This window comes from Paenibacillus sp. 79R4 (assembly GCF_013393165.1).
Classification (GTDB): Bacteria; Bacillota; Bacilli; order Paenibacillales; family Paenibacillaceae; genus Fontibacillus.
Map to the genome: position 1 here is coordinate 166,263 of NZ_QJOT01000004.1, position 16,310 is coordinate 182,572.

A 16,310-nucleotide genomic window follows, 5' to 3' on the forward strand; every position below is an offset into this window, starting at 1 on the left:
CTCATTGAGGTCATTTATGGCTAGTTATATACACTCGCTAGACTCGTACCTTACGCTGCTGAAGCACCTGCTCCAGAGCAGCGATAAACTTCTGATTCTGGCTCTCTGAGCCAACCGTTACCCGAATGGAATTCGGATATTTAGAGAAGCCGCTGCGGACAATGACTCCCAGCTTAAGCAACTCCTGGAACATCTCCTGGGACGGAGTCTCCACATCAACCATAATAAAATTACCGTGAGCCGGAAAATAAGACAGCTTTAGACGGTCGAACTCATCATTTAAGTATTTAATGCCCTTGGCATTCTTCTCGCGGCATTCCGCTACGAACTGGCGGTCTGCAATCGATGCTCTCGCTGCGGCCTGACCGATTCGCGAGGTGTTGAAGGGCTCACGCACCTGATTAATCAGTTTGATCACCGCAGGCTGGCCTACACCATATCCGATACGCAGGGATGCCAGACCGTAAATTTTGGAGAACGTGCGAAGCACGACCAGGTTCGGATATTTATCCAGCAAACGGATGCCATCTGCATAGGACGGATCAGTAACGTACTCGGCATAGGCTTCGTCCAGCACGACCAGCACTTGGCCAGGAACTCGATCCAGAAAAGCGACCAAATCCGCCTCAGGCACAATAGTCCCGGTCGGGTTGTTAGGATTGCAGATCCATATCACCTTGGTCCGATCATTAACCGCCTGAAGCATCGCCTCCAGGTCATGCGTTCCTGCTTGCAGAGGAACCTCGATACTGACTGCGCCCTCGATATCGGCATTGCTCTTATAGACGGAGAAGGTCTGATCCGCCATAATAGTCTCGTCTCCCGGAAGGAAGAACGCTCTGGTAATCAAGGCGATAATCTCATCCGATCCACAGCCGAAAATAATTTGATTGGAATGGACCCCGAGATGACTCGCTAATTCTTCGGTTAATTCTACCGCACTTCCATCAGGATAAATGCTGATATTAGCAAGCTCCGCTTCGATCGCTGCACGAACGCGTGGAGAGCAGCCATATGGATTCTCATTGGATGCGAGCTTGATTACTTCTGTAAGGCCAAGCTCCCGCTTGACTGCCTCAATCGGCTTACCAGGTTGATAGACCGGGAGGTTCACGATTTGCGGTTTTGGCAGCATGTATTTCTCCTCCTTCGTTCCAAATGAAATTTACACTCTTAATTTTGCCACAAAGTCACGAATTTGCAACAAGCCCTGCTCCTTCGTCGCTTCGTTCTGTAATAATGGCAATGCTTCCTCGATCTTGCGTACAATGGCACTCCCAACGACGACCCCATCACAGAACCCGGCAAAATGCTGGGCCTGCTCTCGGTTGGAAATACCAAAGCCTACGGCGACAGGAAGATCAGTGCCTTTCTTCACAGTCTTGATGAAATCATCCACCCCCTGGGCAAAGGAAGCTCTTTCCCCCGTAACGCCAAGCGAGGACACGCAATAAATGAACCCACGAGCCCGGGATACGATGCGTTGAATTCTTTCATTTGAGGTAGGAGCCACTAGCGGCACAAGATGAACATTCGCTTCATCCGCCAGATGCAAAATTTCCTCGGATTCTTCATACGGTAAATCAGGGATAATAAGTCCGCTAATACCTGCTGCCTGCACGAGCTGGAAGAAGCGCCCGAACCCAGTCTGCAGAACCGGATTGAAATAAGTAAATAAGACGATCGGCATTTGAATACCGCTCTCTCTGGCTCGGCGGGCTGCCTCGATACAGGTCTCGATCGTCACTTGATGGGCAAGCGCACGTTCTGATGCCCGCTGAATAACAGGGCCATCAGCTAATGGATCGGAATAAGGGACGCCCAGTTCAACGATGTTTGCACCGGCCAGCTGGACCTCTCTTAATATATCCAAAGTTGTCTCCACATCAGGATCACCAACCGTTATGAAAGGAATCAGTGCCGCCTTGCCTTCCTTGCGAAGCTGGGCAAAGGTCTGATCCATCAGATTCATGTCCGTGGATTTCATAGCGCAGCGCCCCCTTCCGTGTAAGCCATAATCGACTCCACATCCTTATCTCCACGCCCTGACAGACAGATTACGATGATCTCTTCACTAATCATCTCCGGCGCCATCTTCATGACTTGAGCTACAGCATGTGCCGATTCCAGCGCCGGAATGATTCCTTCGGTTCTGCTCAGCAGCTGAAGTGCATCTAACGCCTCCTGATCGGTAATCGGGTAGTACCGCGCCCGCTCTATATCCTTCAAATAGGAATGCTCCGGACCGATACCCGGATAGTCGAGACCCGCGGAGATGGAATGCGCCGGCTTAACCTGTCCGTATTCATCCTGCAGCAAATAACTAAGCGAGCCTTGGAATACCCCTTTGCTTCCCTTCGTCATCGTTGCCGCATGAAATTCCGTATCAACGCCTCTTCCCGCTGCCTCGGCACCAACCAATTGTACAGCTGTATCTTCAATAAAAGGATAGAACATGCCGATCGCATTGCTGCCACCACCAACCGCAGCGACGAGCATATCCGGCAGTCTTCCTTCCGCGTCCAATATCTGGCGACGCGTCTCATCGCCGATAATTCGCTGGAAATTGCGGACCATCATCGGATAAGGATGCGGTCCGGTCGCCGAACCAAGAATATAGAAGGTGTCCTCGACATGGCTGACCCAGTAGCGCAGCGCCTCATTACAAGCGTCCTTCAAAGTGCGTGTTCCGGACATCACCGGCACGACCTCTGCGCCAAGCAGCTTCATGCGAAACACATTAAGCTGTTGACGCTTCGTATCTTCTTCTCCCATGAATACCTTGCACTCCAGACCGAGCAGTGCTGCAACCGTAGCCGTAGCCACCCCGTGCTGGCCTGCGCCTGTCTCAGCAATGACTTTTTTCTTGCCCATCCGTTTTGCCAGAATCGCCTGGCCGATCGCGTTATTGATTTTATGGGCTCCAGTATGGTTCAAATCCTCGCGCTTCAAGTAGATCTTCGCACCACCCAGGCTTTCGGTCAGTCGCTCCGCATAATACAGCGGGGTCTCCCTACCTGAATACTGCTTCAGCAAATAGGCGATTTCCGCCTGAAAACCGGTGTCATCCTTATATCGATTATAGGACTCCTCCAGCTCAATTAACGCGTTCATTAATGTCTCCGGGACATAACGGCCGCCAAACGGACCGAACCGCCCGTGCTCATCAGGAACTTGTGCCATCTTCCCCTTCACCCTCTCCACAAATGCTGTTATTTTATCTATATCCTTGCTTCCATTGATCTCCACACCGCTCGATACATCTACACCACCCGGGTGCAGCTTGCTTACTAGTTCATTTACGTTATCGGGATTCAACCCGCCGGCCATCCAGCAGGGAACACCTTGCGCCTTGGCCCAAGCCTGATAAGGGAGAGCTTTCTCCCAGGCAAAGGATATCCCCGAACCACCGCCATAAACCGGGTCATAGGTGTCCAGCAGAACAGCGTCCACGACGCCTGCATAATCTTCAATCACTAATTCCCCACTCAGGGTTCCGTTCTCCTGCACGGAGAAGGCCTTGATCACCTGAACGCCCAGTCGTTCCCGCACCTCCCGGCAGAACTCCGGACTTTCACTTCCATGCAATTGCACCGCATCCAGCCCCGCTGTCTTCACCGTATAGGATAACTCCGCCAGCTCAGGATTTACAAAGACGCCAACGCTCTTTGGGAGTATTGAAGTCTTCCATCCCTTCAGCTGCGACGCCAGCTCGGCCGCCTGGGCTGTACTTACTTGCCGCTTGCTCTTGGCAAAGACAAATCCAATATAATCTACGGGTAAATGTATCATCGATTTTAGCACTTCAACGGATTGAAGTCCACATATTTTTACGGTAGTTTCATTCATTTTCAGGAACGCTCCTTCCGCAAGACAGCCCCAACCCCATCTTGCTCCAGCACACCCATCAATTCATTCACCGCTTGATCGACGCGCGGCTGTCTCATAAACGTCTCGCCGATGAGCAGCCCCTTCGCACCAGTCTGGGCCAAATACTTCACATCTTCAGAAGTACGAATTCCGCTCTCGCTGATCAGCGTCACTCCCGCGGGTACTATAGAGGATAATTCAGCCGTTACCTCAAGGCGCGTCTCAAACGTATGAAGGTTTCGATTATTGATTCCGATAAGCAGGGCATTTTCTAACGATAGAGCTCGCTCCATTTCATTCCGATCATGGACTTCAAGCAGAACGTCCAGATCCAGTGCAGCAGCCGTCTGCATAAACCTGTGAAGCTGTTCGTCATCCAGAATGGCAGCAATCAGCAGAATCGCATCTGCCCCGAGGAGCCTGGCCTCATAGATCTGCATTTCATCGATGATGAAATCCTTGCGCAGCAGCGGGAGCTTGACATGGTCGCGGATTTGCTGCAAATAAGAGCCGCTTCCCTGAAAATAGACCTCATCGGTCAAGACCGAAATACAATCCGCTGCTGCCGACTCATAGCTGCGCGCGATCTCCAATGGATTGAAGTCAGGACGGATCAGCCCTTTGGATGGCGATGCCTTCTTCACCTCGGCGATCAGCCCTAATTGCCGCTTCTTCCTCACGGAGAGCGCCTGATGAAATCCCCGTGTTGACGGAAGCAAAGCGATTTGCCGCTCTGCTTCCGTTCGTGTTAATCGGTCTTTCAGCTTCAGAACTTCCTGTCTCTTCGTCTCGACGATTTTATCAAGATACATAACTTAAGTCCTCCGTTGTATGAATAAGCTGTTGCAGCTTGCTATATGCTTTCCCGGAATCGATCGACTCGGCGGCAATGACGACTCCCTCACGGATGCTGTCAGCCAGGCCAGACACATAAATGCATGCGCCGGCATTCGCCAGCACCACATCGCGGTAAGCCCCTTTCTCGCCTTGAAGCACCCGCGAGATAATCTCGGCGTTCGTAGCCGGGTCTCCTCCCATCATTTCACTAAGCGGATAAGCTTTCAAGCCGATATCTTGCGGCTGAATTTCATAGGTGTTCACTTCTCCGTCCTTCAGCTCCGAGATCAGGGTTGGTGAGGAGATGCTGATCTCGTCGAGCCCTTCCCTGCTTGTTACAACAAGAGCTCGTTTGGAGCCTAACTCACGAAGTACGCTAGCAATCGTCTCGGTCTTGTCGGCATCATAGATTCCCAGCACCTGTCGGTCAGCACCGGCCGGATTCGTCAACGGACCAAGCATGTTGAATACCGTCCGCACTCCCAATTCTTTACGCGGCCCTGCCGCATACTTCATTGATGGATGATAAATCTGCGCGAACAGGAAGCAGATTCCGATCTGGTCGAGACAGCGCTTCGCCTGCTCTGCATCCAGATGGATATTCACGCCAAGCGCCTCTAATACATCTGCGCTGCCGGCGCGGCCAGAAGCAGAGCGGTTGCCGTGCTTGGCTACACGAACAGATACCGAGGCGGCAACGATAGCCGAGGTCGTTGAAATATTGAATTTGTGAATGCCAGAGCCGCCAGTGCCGCAAGTATCCAACAACCGGGATGATTCCGTATACATCCGGTTGCCCTGCAGGCGCATCGCCTCGGCAAACCCAGTGATTTCTTCGATCGTCTCACCCTTAATTCTCAAAGCCGTCAGAAGGCCGCCAATTTGTGCCGGAGTTGATTCTCCGCTCATAATGACTTCCATAACTTCCTTCGCTTCTTGCCTTGCCAAATGCTGGCCGGCAATGACCCGCTGCAACCCGCTTTGCACAATTTGTTGTCCGTTCATCCTCTCTACTCCCTTCTTAGCCCCGCAGGCGTGTATTCATATAAATAATCCTGATTAATCACCGCTTCATCCTTCTCTTGCACCGGGAACATCTGCTCAGCCATCCGAATGGCCGTTAACAGCGCCTTCGCCTTATTCACTGACTCTTGATATTCATTCTCCGGCACCGAGTCCCATACGATCCCGCCCCCGGCCTGCACATAAGCCTTGCCGTTCTTGAATACAATCGTCCGGATTGTAATACAAGAGTCCATATTCCCTGAAAACCCCAGATATCCGATCGCTCCGGCATAAGTTCCTCTGGCCTGCTGCTCCAGCTCGGCGATGATCTCCATCGCTCTCAGCTTCGGCGCGCCTGATACGGTTCCCGCCGGCATACAGGACAGAAAGGCATCGAAGAAATCCTTGTCGTTTCGCATTTTGCCGGATACCTTGGAGACCATATGCATAATGTGCGAGTAGCGCTCAATATTCATATAGGACTCGCATTTTACACTGCCGAACTCCGATACTCTGCCAAGATCATTACGTCCTAAATCAACCAGCATCAGATGTTCCGCCCGTTCCTTCTCATCCTGCAGCAGCTCGGCCTCAAGCGCCAGATCCTCCGCAGTCGTCGCACCTCGTGGTCTCGAACCGGCTATTGGCCGGGTCTCGACCCGCTCTCCCTCCACCTTCACTAGCACCTCAGGCGATGTACCGACGATAATCTCGTCGTCCATTTTGAGATAATACATATATGGCGAGGGATTCAGCGTTCTCAGTACTCTATATACATGCAGCGGATCAACCTCTGTCTCGATATGGAACCGCTGCGATAATACCACTTGAAATATATCTCCGGCCCGGATATACTCCCGGCCCTTCTCTACGTTCGCTATAAACTGTTCCTTCGTTAGATTGGACCGAACGTCCCCAAGCTCCACTTGCGCGGGAATCGGCTGCCGGTTGAACTTCTCGGCCGGGTCCTCCTCCTGCAGAAATGCGGCTGCTTCATCAAGCTTAAGCTCCGCCTCCTGGTAAGCCCTGCGTATATCCTCCTCGAGAGCTCCATCCTTGACATGCACATTGGCAATCAGCAGAATGCGCTGCTTCACATGATCAAAGACAATAATCTGGTCGCAGAACATGAACTGCAGGTCATTCATCTGAAGATCATCAATTTGGTGCTCCGGCAGCTTCTCATAATACTGGAGCAGATCATATCCAAAGAAACCAATAGCTCCTCCGGTGAAAGGAGGCAGTTCCGGAAGCATCGGGCTTCGGAAACCCCGCAGGATGGAGCGAAGCTCCTCCACAGGCTTTTGCGATTGCTTCTGCTCCTTGACGCCGCCGCGCTCTACAACTAGCTGGCCTTTCTTAGCGGTAATCATCATAAACGGATCTTTGCCGATGAAGGAATAGCGCGCCCAATTCACACCACCCTCTACACTCTCCAGCAAAAATGCCCGTTCCCGCTCGGCGATACGCCGAAAAATACGGATAGGCGACTCCATATCCGCCAGCAATGTGCGTACGATCGGAATCAAATTATAGTCTTTGGCCAGTGCAATTACCTGCTCAACCTGTGGGGTTGTCATGCTCGATCACTTCCTTCTTCTCATCTTTGTAATACGAGTAGTTCAAGCTGAAAACAAAAAAACCTCTACCGAAGTAGAGGTTGCTTAGATTCACAGTATAAAGTGATGTCTGTCCTGTACGATGCCAACAGGCATAAGGAATGAAAAATCACAGAAATAACGGATTCCAAAATAAACTGGAGTCTCATAATTTCTACGGAACAATAAATACACCCGTCCCGTGGTATAGGTTCCCCTATAGATTCATCCACTGTATGTCCTGACGATTTCAGGCATAATATCTGAACTAGACTACTCTCTCAGCTAAACTCAGCTCTGCTCATCTCAACTCTACTTAGCTCAATAAACATTCTTAACCAAAATCTTAAAGTTAATATACATGATTCTTTACAAGTTGGCAACTTTCTTTTTTTGCCTAAACCAGACATCATTATCCGGGCACTAAGCTTGCGTGCTGATATCGGGGCGAAGGCTTCTCGCCTCATTCATATAGATATGCTTCATTTCCCGCTGCGTTTTATTCGTATTTACATGAATCAACAGTCGGATGCATCTCGGAAGCGCGTTCTTGACCGGAATTTCGGTCGAACACATCAGCGGAACCATATCCCAGCCCTGCAGCACACGAATTGCCTTGGCGGGAAATGCGGCATCAAGATCCGGCGTAACGGTGATCCAGACACTGCAAATATCCTCAGGCAATATCTCGTTGGCAGCGACGACCTTCTTCAATAGCTCTGCTGTAGCGTCCAAAATTTCCTGTTCCTCGTTATGAGCTACCGTCGTTGCTCCGCGGATGCCGCGATTATACATTCTGTCTTTCCCCTTTCAATTCCGCGATAACCCGGCGCACCTCGTCTAGCGTTACATCGGAGACGATCTCTACCTTTCCGAGTTGAACCGGGAGTACGAATACAATTTTGTTCTCTGTAAACTTCTTATCATGCATCATGGCCGAGATCAGCTGCTCTTCCTCCAAATGCTCTGGCATGGCTGTGGGAAGTCCGAATCCTCGCAGAAGCTCTACAGTCCTCTCATATAACGCTGCCTCTCTGCCGCGATGAACGGCAATCAGAGCCGCTGCAGCCATCCCTATGGAGATGGCCTCGCCGTGCAAATACTCGCCATAACCTCCGGTGGCCTCAATCGCATGACCAAGCGTATGGCCGAGATTGAGGATCGCGCGCAGTCCCTGCTCCCGCTCGTCAGCCGCTACAACCTTCGCTTTAATCTCACAGCCCTGGATCAGACCATATTCCAGTGCTTCCGGGTCCAATGACAGCAATTTTCCCGCATTGTCCCCGCACCAGTCGGCGAACTGCTGATCCCAGATCAAGCCATGCTTCACCATCTCGGACAAGCCTGCGCGAACCTCACGATCCGGCAGGGTCTGCAATGAACTGACATCATAGAGAACCATCTCAGGCTGATAGAAGGCACCGATCATGTTTTTAGCCAGACGGTGATTGACCGCTACCTTCCCGCCAACGCTGCTGTCATGAGCCAGAATGGTCGTTGGCATCTGTATAAAGTTTACCCCGCGCATGTAAGAAGCAGCCACGAATCCCGCCAAATCGCCAACCACACCGCCTCCGAGAGCTACAACGGAAGATTTCCGATCCAGACCGCTCTCAATCGCCGTCGTCATGACTTCCTCAAATACGGCTAGTGATTTGGAAGGCTCTCCGGCCTCGACAATGTGATGAATGGTCCGGTAACCGCTCGACTGCAATGAGGCTTCAACCTTCTGCAAATGCAGCGGCGCCACATGCGTATCTGTAACGATCAGCACCGGGCTCTTCTTCGTTAATCCATGACGCTCAAAATAAGCGCCTGCTTGCTCCAGCAAACCTCCGCCAATATAGATCGGGTAAGATCGATCGCCCAAATCTACTTCCAGCGTTCTCATTAGTAGGCCTCCAATTGAGCCAGGTAGCCCTTGTAGTTGCGCTCAATCTCTTCGATGGAGTCGCCGCCGAATTTCTCAAGGAAAGCCTTCGCCACTTCCCAAGCTACAACATGCTCCAGCACTACGCTCGCCGCGGGTACAGCACATGCATCCGAGCGTTCCACCTGAGCGGTAAATGGCTCCTTCGTATCAATATCAATGCTCTGCAGCGGCTTATAAAGCGTCGGGATCGGCTTCATGACCCCACGTACAACAATCGGCATGCCGTTCGTCATCCCGCCTTCGAAGCCGCCAAGGCGATTGCTTGCCCGATAGTATCCGCGCTCCTCGCTGTACAGAATCTCATCATGCACCTGGGAACCAGGTATTGTGCCCGCTTCAAAGCCGATGCCGATCTCCACGCCTTTGAAGGCATTAATCGACATCACCGCTTGAGCGATACGCCCATCAAGCTTGCGGTCATATTGCACATGACTGCCAAGTCCAACTGGCACGCCTTCAACGATACATTCAACGATCCCGCCGATCGAATCGCCTTCGGCCTTAATTTTATCGATGTATTCCTCCATCTTCTTCTCTGTAGCCTTATCCGCTACCCGGACAGAGGATTGTTCAGTGATCTCTATCAGCTCATCCAGAGACAAATGATGGGGCGGAGCTTCGATCTCGCCGATCCTCTTCACCTGACCGCCGATTTTAATGCCAAAGCGGCCCAGGAATTGCTTGGCGATCGCCCCAACAGCAACACGTACTGCGGTCTCACGTGCACTGGAGCGTTCCAGCACATTGCGCAGATCCTTCAGATCATATTTGAGCCCGCCATTCAAGTCAGCGTGACCCGGACGAGGACGATGAACACGACGTTTCTCTTCGTCAGTGCCTTCAACAGGCTTAATATTCATAATGTTTCGCCAATGCGTCCAATCATTATTCTCTACTACGACAGCGACAGGCGCTCCGGTCGTATATCCATGGCGAACGCCACCAACAATAGCCGCGGTATCTTTCTCGATTTGCATCCGTCTGCCACGGCCATAGCCCTTCTGACGACGGGCAAGCTCATTATTAAGCGCCTCAAAATCCAGATGCAGATTGCTGGGCAATCCCTCGATAATAGCAGTCAACTGAGGACCATGTGTCTCCCCAGCCGTTAAATAACGCAAACTCATGCTGCGTTCCCCCTTTAAACTGTTAAACTGTAAAGAACTAAAATCCGATAATTACTCTGCTCATTATAGTATATGATCTTTCCTTTTGACAAGAAAACCGTAAGCCGCGAAGGCTCAACCGGATCAAAGTTAGATTCTATTCTAGCATCTCAATCGAAATGTGACTATATAGGAGATAAATTCTTACAGCTAAAGCAAAAACGCACCCCCTCCTGAATCACAGAAGGATGATGCGCTTTCGTATTATTTCGTTGCCGACTGTCTATGCCCTGCGGTCGCAGAAGAATGCCGATACAGCTCTTCTGTACTGTCTGTAAGCAGATCTTCGAGCTGCCGACGCTCAATCCCGAGCACCTGAGCACATTCCTGTGCGGTAAGAAACCCGCGGCGATATGCGTTAATTACCTTCCTCTTGTCCATAAGCTGACCTCCACGAGATACCTGATCGTTCGTGTTCAAAAGCGGACTTTTTGAACTGCATCTGTTACTTCTCATTATCGGACAAGAGCATCAGGAATATACTGCGTGGGATCAAGCTTTTTTGCGGTAGAAGAAAGTCTCTGAAGTCTCCAGATCATATTGCCCCGGCGAGAAGATCTGCTCGGTGCTGCCAACGAAGAGGACCCCTCCCGGTCGTAACGCCCGGGCAAATTTATGGTACAGATCATGCTTCGCCTCTTCGGTGAAGTAGATCATTACATTGCGGCATACGATCAGATCAAAGCCTTCCTCAAAAGAATCGGCCAGTAGATTTTGCTTCTTGAAGGTGACCTGCTTCTTCAGACCTTCGTCGAACCGATACATCATGCCGTCCTGGGTAAAGTACCGCTTGCTCACCTCGGCCGGAACATCCTTCAGCGAGCGTTCCAGGTATAGGCCCTGCGCCGCTTTGGATAACGCCCCTTCATCAATATCCGTGGCCAATAGATATGTACTTTGCAGCAGCCCTTGATCAGCAAGGATCATTGCCAAGGTATAAGGCTCTTCCCCCGTTGAACAAGCAGCGCTCCATATTCTCATTCGTGATCTCCCGTTGCTGAGCACGGGCAGCACCTTATCGCGGAGCACCTCCCAGCGGTTCGGGTTGCGCCAGAATTCAGATACATTGATCGTCATCTTATCCAGAAACTCATAAAACAGAGTTTTGTTATCCATCATCGCCTTGAAAAAGGAAGTGAAGCTGGAGTATCCGTTTTTGTTGCGCAGCGTTGTCAGACGGCGTTTCATTTGCGCTTCTTTGTACTGGGCCAAATCGATGCCTGTACTATGCTTTACATTCTGAATGAATCCCGCATAATCGGCAGCATCATAATCTGACGATTCTGTCTGCAGCGCGCCAAATCCGATTTTATTTATATCCATGAGTCAATCGTCTTCTGATATCCCGGTAATTCTTCCGACTCGAAGAAGTTAGCGATCTCCCGCTCAGCACTCTCCGGGCTATCCGAGCCATGAATCAAATTAAATGGCGTGTGAGCCGCAAAATCACCGCGAATCGTACCTGGAAGCGCCTCTGTCACCTTGGTCTTACCGATAACGAGCCTTGACAAAGCGATTACATCATCGCCCTCCCAGACCATAGCGAACACAGGACCGGACGTAATAAAGTCAACCAATTCACCAAAGAAGCTCTTGCCTTCATGCTCGGCATAATGACGTTTAGCTTGCTCTTCAGTAACTAGAACCAGCTTACCGGCAACCAATTTGAACCCCTTGTCTTCAAATCTGCTAACGATTCTACCAATGAGTCCGCGCTGTACACCATCCGGTTTTACCATTAAAAAAGTTCGTTCCAAGGCAATCTCCCCCGATTTTTACATTGTCATTCTACATGAAAAAATTTATAGATAGCGGTTTCATTGGTATTTTAACAGAAAAATGGCGTTCCGTTAAGTAGTATTCAATAGGTGCGCCTGTTAATAAATAAAGCGATTTCCTTCAGATGCGCTCTTGGCTTCATTTCCGGCAAGCCCGCCAAAGCATTCATCGCTTTATCAATAAAGCGGTCGGCCAACTGCTCCGCACGGGTAATTCCCTGACTTGAGACGATCATATCGATCGCTTTGGACACGCTGCCGCTTCCATCGCCAGCATGAATTCCGCGGATCTCGGCAAGCAGAGGCTCCCGAAGCTTCTCTTCCTGCAGCGCATAGATGACTGGCAAAGTGATGTTGCCCTGCCTCATATCACTGCCCGGTGGCTTGCCAATGATCTTCTCTGTTCCGCATAGATCAAGCAGGTCATCGCGAATTTGAAAAGCCATACCGACATTATAGCCATATTGGTACAGCAGCGAGTGGATCTCTTTGGGAGCCTCGGCAGCGAGCGCACCCAGCTGACAGCTGATTGCGATAAGAAGTGCCGTCTTACGGCGAATTCTTAGCAAGTAATTACGCACCGATTGCTCCGTATTAAAAAAATCACGGATCTGCTCCATCTCGCCAATCGACATTTGTACCATCGCTTTGGCAAGGGTCCGGTGAATCTCCGGATTTTTCAGCTCTGTAGCCATCATCAAAGCCCTGGCGTATATGTAATCGCCGGTATACATTGCAATTCTGTTGTCCCATTTCGCCTTGACGGTAGGCTTGCCGCGACGTGTTCCAGCATCGTCGATAACATCGTCATGGACGAGAGAGGCGGAATGGATCAATTCCAGCGGGACAGCCACATGCTGCAGCTTCTCGAGATCATATTGTCCGAACTTTCCGCCAAGCAAGACAAATACAGGACGAAGCCGCTTACCGCCCGCCTTCAGCAAATGAAGGCTCGTCTCACTCAGCAGTTCATCCCCGCCTTCAATACTTTTGTAGAGCTGCCGTTCAATAAAATCCATATCCTTTTTCAGCGCGCCGAAAATGTCTATTAGCTTCATTCTTTCACCCGTGTCAGCATATTCTCATTCCATACATGGATATGTACCTTGTGCTTCAGCAGCCCCATCTCATAGGCGTAAGAGAAGTACAAGGCTAACCCGTTCTGCATCTGCTCAGTAAAATCATAGCACAAATTGTTAAAATAATGACGCCAGTAATCGCGAGTGCCCCCAATTTCCCTGCATGCCTCTTCAACCAGCGAAGACAGATCGCTTAAGCTTCTGCGCTTGCTGTCATGGAAAGCACGGCTCACCTCGGCAAGCAATTCAGGCCGATTCTCGGCGAATGATTTCTGAACCGCCCATACGGCAAACGTCATTCCATACCCTGTCCATCGTTTCCAGACTTCCCCTAAATCCGTAACGATAAACTCCCGATTGTGCCAGGAGGCTGAAATCGCGTTGTCCCCAATCAGCAGAGCGGCGTCGCTGTTCGCCATCATAAGATCCAGATCAGGCTCGCTATCCCAATAGGTTGGGCTTCCCCCATATGCTTTCTCCATAATGATCTTCAATAAGTTTACCGAGGTCGCCGAAGTGTTCGTTAACGCGATCACTCCGTTCCGAATTTGTTCCGGCGGCTTGCGTGAGAAGAGCAAAATGGAATTTACCGGGCCGTTGGAGCTAACCGACAGCTCCGGCAGCAGAACGAACTGTTCCGCACCGTAACCAAAAGCAAAGGAGGAGACCGGCGAGATGTCCAGCGACCCTTCAAGCATCCTACGATTTAGTAAAGACGGTACTTCCGTAACGAGACTTGCCTTCTGCGAAAGGGCATCAGGCTTAAAGTGATGGAACATCGGCCAGCAGTTCGTATATTTGATTTTGCCGATGAGGATGTCGTCATTTTCCCGCTTGTTCATTGTGATCCCCCCATCTCTTAAACAAGGCATGTTCGATTCTTAGATTATCCAGAACCTTCCCTACCAGAAAAGACACTAAATCATCGATGCTGGTAGGACCGAAATAAAACGCCGGCATAGCAGGGATGATTCTTACTCCCAGCCTGGCCAGCTTCAACATATTCTCCAAATGAATGGCATGCAGCGGAGTCTCCCTTGGAACAAGCACGAGCGGACGAGCCTCTTTCAGCATAACATCGGCCGCCCGCGCCATCAGGTTATCCGAGGTCCCATTAGCGATCGAAGACAAGGTGCCCATCGAGCAAGGCATCACAATCATGCCCTCTACCAGATAAGACCCGCTGGCGATCGACGCCCCGATATCATTAATCGGATGATAGACACAATCTCCCTCATAGCCGCTAAAATGTTCTTCAATGAGACGGTTGCGATCGGATACATCCCAGCCAAGCTCCTCCTTGATCACCCGCCAGCCGGCATTGGAAACAACCAGATGCACATTATAACCAACCCCAAGCAAGGTTTGAATCAGCTTCACCCCATAGATCGACCCGCTTGCTCCCGTGATGCCAACAACCATCGCTTTTCGTCTGTTCTGACTCATCAATGGCTTTGCACCACCAAATCAATTAGCGTAAAGGTGAAGACGACGATACTCAATACTCCATTCATATTAAAAAATGCAGTTTGCAGACGGCTGAGATCCGTAGGAGACACAATATGATGCTCATAGAATAGAATCAGATAAGCGATAACCATACCTGCAATATACCACCAGCCGAGATTGGCCAGGAATAAGAGCAATACGAAACCAAGCGCAGTAGCAATATGGAATGCCTTAGCAATTTTGAGCGCGCCTGCAACGCCGAATCTCACCGGAATCGAGTGCAGACCTTCCTTCGCATCAAATTCAACATCCTGGCAAGCGTAAATAATATCAAATCCGGCGATCCAGAAGGATATTGTCAGATAGAGGACCATAGCGGAGGCATCGACCTTGCCAGTTACGGCCGCCCAACCGCCCAGAGGAGCTAAGGCAACGGTAAGCCCAAGCACAACATGGCAGAGCCAAGTGAAGCGCTTCGTATAAGAATACAGTACCAGCATCACGACTGCGATCGGCAGCAGCTTCATAGATAGCGGCTCCAGCTCCGCTGCGGCCCAGAACAATAATACAAAAGAGAAAATGATAAAGGCAATAACCTCGCCGATCTTCAGCAGCCCTGCCGGTATGGCGCGCCCCTTGGTGCGCGGGTTCCTGGCATCGCTGACCCGGTCGATCAGACGATTCAACCCCATCGCTGCGCTGCGCGCTCCGAACATGGCCATAAGCACCCAACCGATCTGTGCCCAGGTTGGCAACACATGATTGATAGCCACCGAGCCGAGTAACGCCCCCATAAAAGCGAAGGGCAAGGCGAAAATCGTATGTTCAAACTTGATCATCTGCAGAAATGTGATCGTCTTTTTTAGCATTATGGCGACTCCTTGATTCCAATGTGTAAAGCAGCTATGCCGCCGGTAAGAGGATAAGCCTCAACTCGTTCCAATCCCGTCTCGCGGAACGCTTCCTTAAGCTCCTCACGACCTGGGAACGAGGCCAGCGAGTCAGGCAGCCACTTGTATTGTTCATATCTCTTCGCCACCATCTTGCCTAGTAGCGGAAGCATCTTCTGAAAATAGAAATAATAAATGCCTTTGAACGGCTGCCAGGTCGGCTTGGACAATTCCAGACATACGACCATGCCGCCTGGTTTCACGACGCGGCGCATTTCGCGCAGCACCTGATACAGATCCGGTACATTTCTAAGCCCAAATCCGATCGTTGCATAATCAAAGCTATTATCCTCGAACGGCAGCGCCATCGCATTCCCCTGTACGAGAGAAATCTTGTCACTGAGATTGCGATCGCTCACTTTCCTCCGTCCGAATTCCAGCATGTTCTCGCTGAAGTCGAGCCCGGTAATCTGCCCCCCGCTCGCCTCAGCCATACTGATCGTCCAGTCGCAAGTGCCGCAGCAGAGGTCGATCGCTGTATTTCCCGGCTGCATATTCATTTTCTTCATCGTAAATTTACGCCATGCCTTATGACGGCGGAAGCTTAGAAGATCGTTCATCATATCGTATTTCGGAGCGATGCTCTCGAATACAGAGTGAACGAATTGTTCCTTCGGTTTGGAAGTAACGTTGTTCATGTTCTGG

17 protein-coding genes and 1 pseudogene are annotated in these 16,310 nt (G+C 50.7%); all 18 read right to left on the reverse strand.

Going from position 1 to position 16,310, the window contains the following annotated elements; genetic code table 11:
* Positions 1 to 37 precede the first annotated feature (37 nt).
* The gene (gene hisC / locus DMN77_RS06675; RefSeq protein WP_179014119.1) at positions 38 to 1,135 is read right to left on the reverse strand and encodes a histidinol-phosphate transaminase; all 1,098 of its coding nucleotides are present in this window, start codon (positions 1,133 to 1,135) and stop codon (positions 38 to 40) included.
* Between the two features lie 30 nt (positions 1,136 to 1,165).
* Positions 1,166 to 1,972 carry a tryptophan synthase subunit alpha gene (gene trpA / locus DMN77_RS06680; RefSeq protein ID WP_068781825.1) on the reverse strand — a complete coding sequence of 269 codons (807 nt, stop codon included), beginning with the start codon at positions 1,970 to 1,972 and terminating at the stop codon, positions 1,166 to 1,168.
* Between the two features lie 11 nt (positions 1,973 to 1,983).
* Positions 1,984 to 3,183: a tryptophan synthase subunit beta gene (gene trpB / locus DMN77_RS23785; protein ID WP_256872291.1), complete on the reverse strand. Its 1,200-nt coding sequence runs from the start codon at positions 3,181 to 3,183 to the stop codon at positions 1,984 to 1,986.
* 27 nt (positions 3,184 to 3,210) lie between these two features.
* Positions 3,211 to 3,849: pseudogene (locus DMN77_RS23790) on the reverse strand (phosphoribosylanthranilate isomerase); the annotation flags it as partial.
* A gap of 2 nt (positions 3,850 to 3,851) precedes the next feature.
* The gene (gene trpC / locus DMN77_RS06690) at positions 3,852 to 4,682 is read right to left on the reverse strand and encodes an indole-3-glycerol phosphate synthase TrpC (protein ID WP_068781735.1); all 831 of its coding nucleotides are present in this window, start codon (positions 4,680 to 4,682) and stop codon (positions 3,852 to 3,854) included.
* Positions 4,672 to 5,712, reverse strand: coding sequence for an anthranilate phosphoribosyltransferase (gene trpD, locus DMN77_RS06695; RefSeq protein ID WP_068781736.1), 1,041 nt, complete (start codon positions 5,710 to 5,712; stop codon positions 4,672 to 4,674). The genes trpC and trpD overlap by 11 nt, the downstream gene beginning before the upstream one ends.
* A gap of 5 nt (positions 5,713 to 5,717) precedes the next feature.
* Positions 5,718 to 7,292, reverse strand: a complete 1,575-nt coding sequence (trpE, locus tag DMN77_RS06700; protein ID WP_068781737.1) for an anthranilate synthase component I — start codon at positions 7,290 to 7,292, stop codon at positions 5,718 to 5,720.
* A 441-nt stretch (positions 7,293 to 7,733) separates the two neighbouring features.
* Entirely contained in the window at positions 7,734 to 8,105 is a 372-nt protein-coding gene (aroH, locus tag DMN77_RS06705; RefSeq protein ID WP_068781738.1) for a chorismate mutase, read from the reverse strand.
* Positions 8,098 to 9,201 carry a 3-dehydroquinate synthase gene (aroB, locus tag DMN77_RS06710; RefSeq protein WP_179014122.1) on the reverse strand — a complete coding sequence of 368 codons (1,104 nt, stop codon included), beginning with the start codon at positions 9,199 to 9,201 and terminating at the stop codon, positions 8,098 to 8,100. The genes aroH and aroB overlap by 8 nt, the downstream gene beginning before the upstream one ends.
* The gene (aroC, locus tag DMN77_RS06715) at positions 9,201 to 10,370 is read right to left on the reverse strand and encodes a chorismate synthase (RefSeq protein WP_068781740.1); all 1,170 of its coding nucleotides are present in this window, start codon (positions 10,368 to 10,370) and stop codon (positions 9,201 to 9,203) included. The genes aroB and aroC overlap by 1 nt, the downstream gene beginning before the upstream one ends.
* A gap of 243 nt (positions 10,371 to 10,613) precedes the next feature.
* A complete protein-coding gene (locus DMN77_RS06720; RefSeq protein ID WP_179014124.1) occupies positions 10,614 to 10,790 on the reverse strand; it encodes a hypothetical protein in 177 nt (58 codons plus the stop codon).
* A gap of 111 nt (positions 10,791 to 10,901) precedes the next feature.
* Positions 10,902 to 11,732: a CheR family methyltransferase gene (locus DMN77_RS06725; protein ID WP_179014125.1), complete on the reverse strand. Its 831-nt coding sequence runs from the start codon at positions 11,730 to 11,732 to the stop codon at positions 10,902 to 10,904.
* Positions 11,723 to 12,166: a nucleoside-diphosphate kinase gene (gene ndk, locus DMN77_RS06730; protein WP_068781741.1), complete on the reverse strand. Its 444-nt coding sequence runs from the start codon at positions 12,164 to 12,166 to the stop codon at positions 11,723 to 11,725. Before ndk ends, DMN77_RS06725 begins: the two co-directional genes overlap by 10 nt.
* 104 nt (positions 12,167 to 12,270) lie before the next feature.
* On the reverse strand, positions 12,271 to 13,245 hold the full coding sequence (locus DMN77_RS06735; RefSeq protein ID WP_179014127.1) for a polyprenyl synthetase family protein: 975 nt from the start codon (positions 13,243 to 13,245) through the stop codon (positions 12,271 to 12,273).
* The gene (locus DMN77_RS06740) at positions 13,242 to 14,108 is read right to left on the reverse strand and encodes a menaquinone biosynthesis protein (protein WP_179014128.1); all 867 of its coding nucleotides are present in this window, start codon (positions 14,106 to 14,108) and stop codon (positions 13,242 to 13,244) included. Before DMN77_RS06740 ends, DMN77_RS06735 begins: the two co-directional genes overlap by 4 nt.
* Positions 14,089 to 14,712, reverse strand: a complete 624-nt coding sequence (locus DMN77_RS06745; RefSeq protein WP_068781744.1) for a UbiX family flavin prenyltransferase — start codon at positions 14,710 to 14,712, stop codon at positions 14,089 to 14,091. The genes DMN77_RS06740 and DMN77_RS06745 overlap by 20 nt, the downstream gene beginning before the upstream one ends.
* Complete coding sequence (locus DMN77_RS06750) at positions 14,712 to 15,584, reverse strand: UbiA-like polyprenyltransferase (protein WP_068781745.1); 873 nt, start codon at positions 15,582 to 15,584, stop codon at positions 14,712 to 14,714. Before DMN77_RS06750 ends, DMN77_RS06745 begins: the two co-directional genes overlap by 1 nt.
* Positions 15,584 to 16,303, reverse strand: a complete 720-nt coding sequence (locus DMN77_RS06755; protein ID WP_068781746.1) for a demethylmenaquinone methyltransferase — start codon at positions 16,301 to 16,303, stop codon at positions 15,584 to 15,586. Before DMN77_RS06755 ends, DMN77_RS06750 begins: the two co-directional genes overlap by 1 nt.
* Positions 16,304 to 16,310 lie beyond the last annotated feature (7 nt).

What these genes read in the sequence shown, in the direction of transcription:
- DMN77_RS06720 (WP_179014124.1), bottom strand. Translation starts at nt 10,790, where the DNA reads ATGGACAAGAGGAAGGTAATTAACGCATATCGCCGCGGGTTTCTTACC.
- trpD (WP_068781736.1), bottom strand. Translation starts at nt 5,712, where the DNA reads ATGAACGGACAACAAATTGTGCAAAGCGGGTTGCAGCGGGTCATTGCC.
- trpA (WP_068781825.1), bottom strand. Translation starts at nt 1,972, where the DNA reads ATGAATCTGATGGATCAGACCTTTGCCCAGCTTCGCAAGGAAGGCAAG.
- aroC (WP_068781740.1), bottom strand. Translation starts at nt 10,370, where the DNA reads ATGAGTTTGCGTTATTTAACGGCTGGGGAGACACATGGTCCTCAGTTG.
- DMN77_RS06735 (WP_179014127.1), bottom strand. Translation starts at nt 13,245, where the DNA reads ATGAAGCTAATAGACATTTTCGGCGCGCTGAAAAAGGATATGGATTTT.
- trpB (WP_256872291.1), bottom strand. Translation starts at nt 3,183, where the DNA reads ATGGCACAAGTTCCTGATGAGCACGGGCGGTTCGGTCCGTTTGGCGGC.
- DMN77_RS06740 (WP_179014128.1), bottom strand. Translation starts at nt 14,108, where the DNA reads ATGAACAAGCGGGAAAATGACGACATCCTCATCGGCAAAATCAAATAT.
- trpC (WP_068781735.1), bottom strand. Translation starts at nt 4,682, where the DNA reads ATGTATCTTGATAAAATCGTCGAGACGAAGAGACAGGAAGTTCTGAAG.
- trpE (WP_068781737.1), bottom strand. Translation starts at nt 7,292, where the DNA reads ATGACAACCCCACAGGTTGAGCAGGTAATTGCACTGGCCAAAGACTAT.
- DMN77_RS06755 (WP_068781746.1), bottom strand. Translation starts at nt 16,303, where the DNA reads ATGAACAACGTTACTTCCAAACCGAAGGAACAATTCGTTCACTCTGTA.
- DMN77_RS06725 (WP_179014125.1), bottom strand. Translation starts at nt 11,732, where the DNA reads ATGGATATAAATAAAATCGGATTTGGCGCGCTGCAGACAGAATCGTCA.
- aroB (WP_179014122.1), bottom strand. Translation starts at nt 9,201, where the DNA reads ATGAGAACGCTGGAAGTAGATTTGGGCGATCGATCTTACCCGATCTAT.
- hisC (WP_179014119.1), bottom strand. Translation starts at nt 1,135, where the DNA reads ATGCTGCCAAAACCGCAAATCGTGAACCTCCCGGTCTATCAACCTGGT.
- DMN77_RS06750 (WP_068781745.1), bottom strand. Translation starts at nt 15,584, where the DNA reads ATGCTAAAAAAGACGATCACATTTCTGCAGATGATCAAGTTTGAACAT.
- aroH (WP_068781738.1), bottom strand. Translation starts at nt 8,105, where the DNA reads ATGTATAATCGCGGCATCCGCGGAGCAACGACGGTAGCTCATAACGAG.
- DMN77_RS06745 (WP_068781744.1), bottom strand. Translation starts at nt 14,712, where the DNA reads ATGAGTCAGAACAGACGAAAAGCGATGGTTGTTGGCATCACGGGAGCA.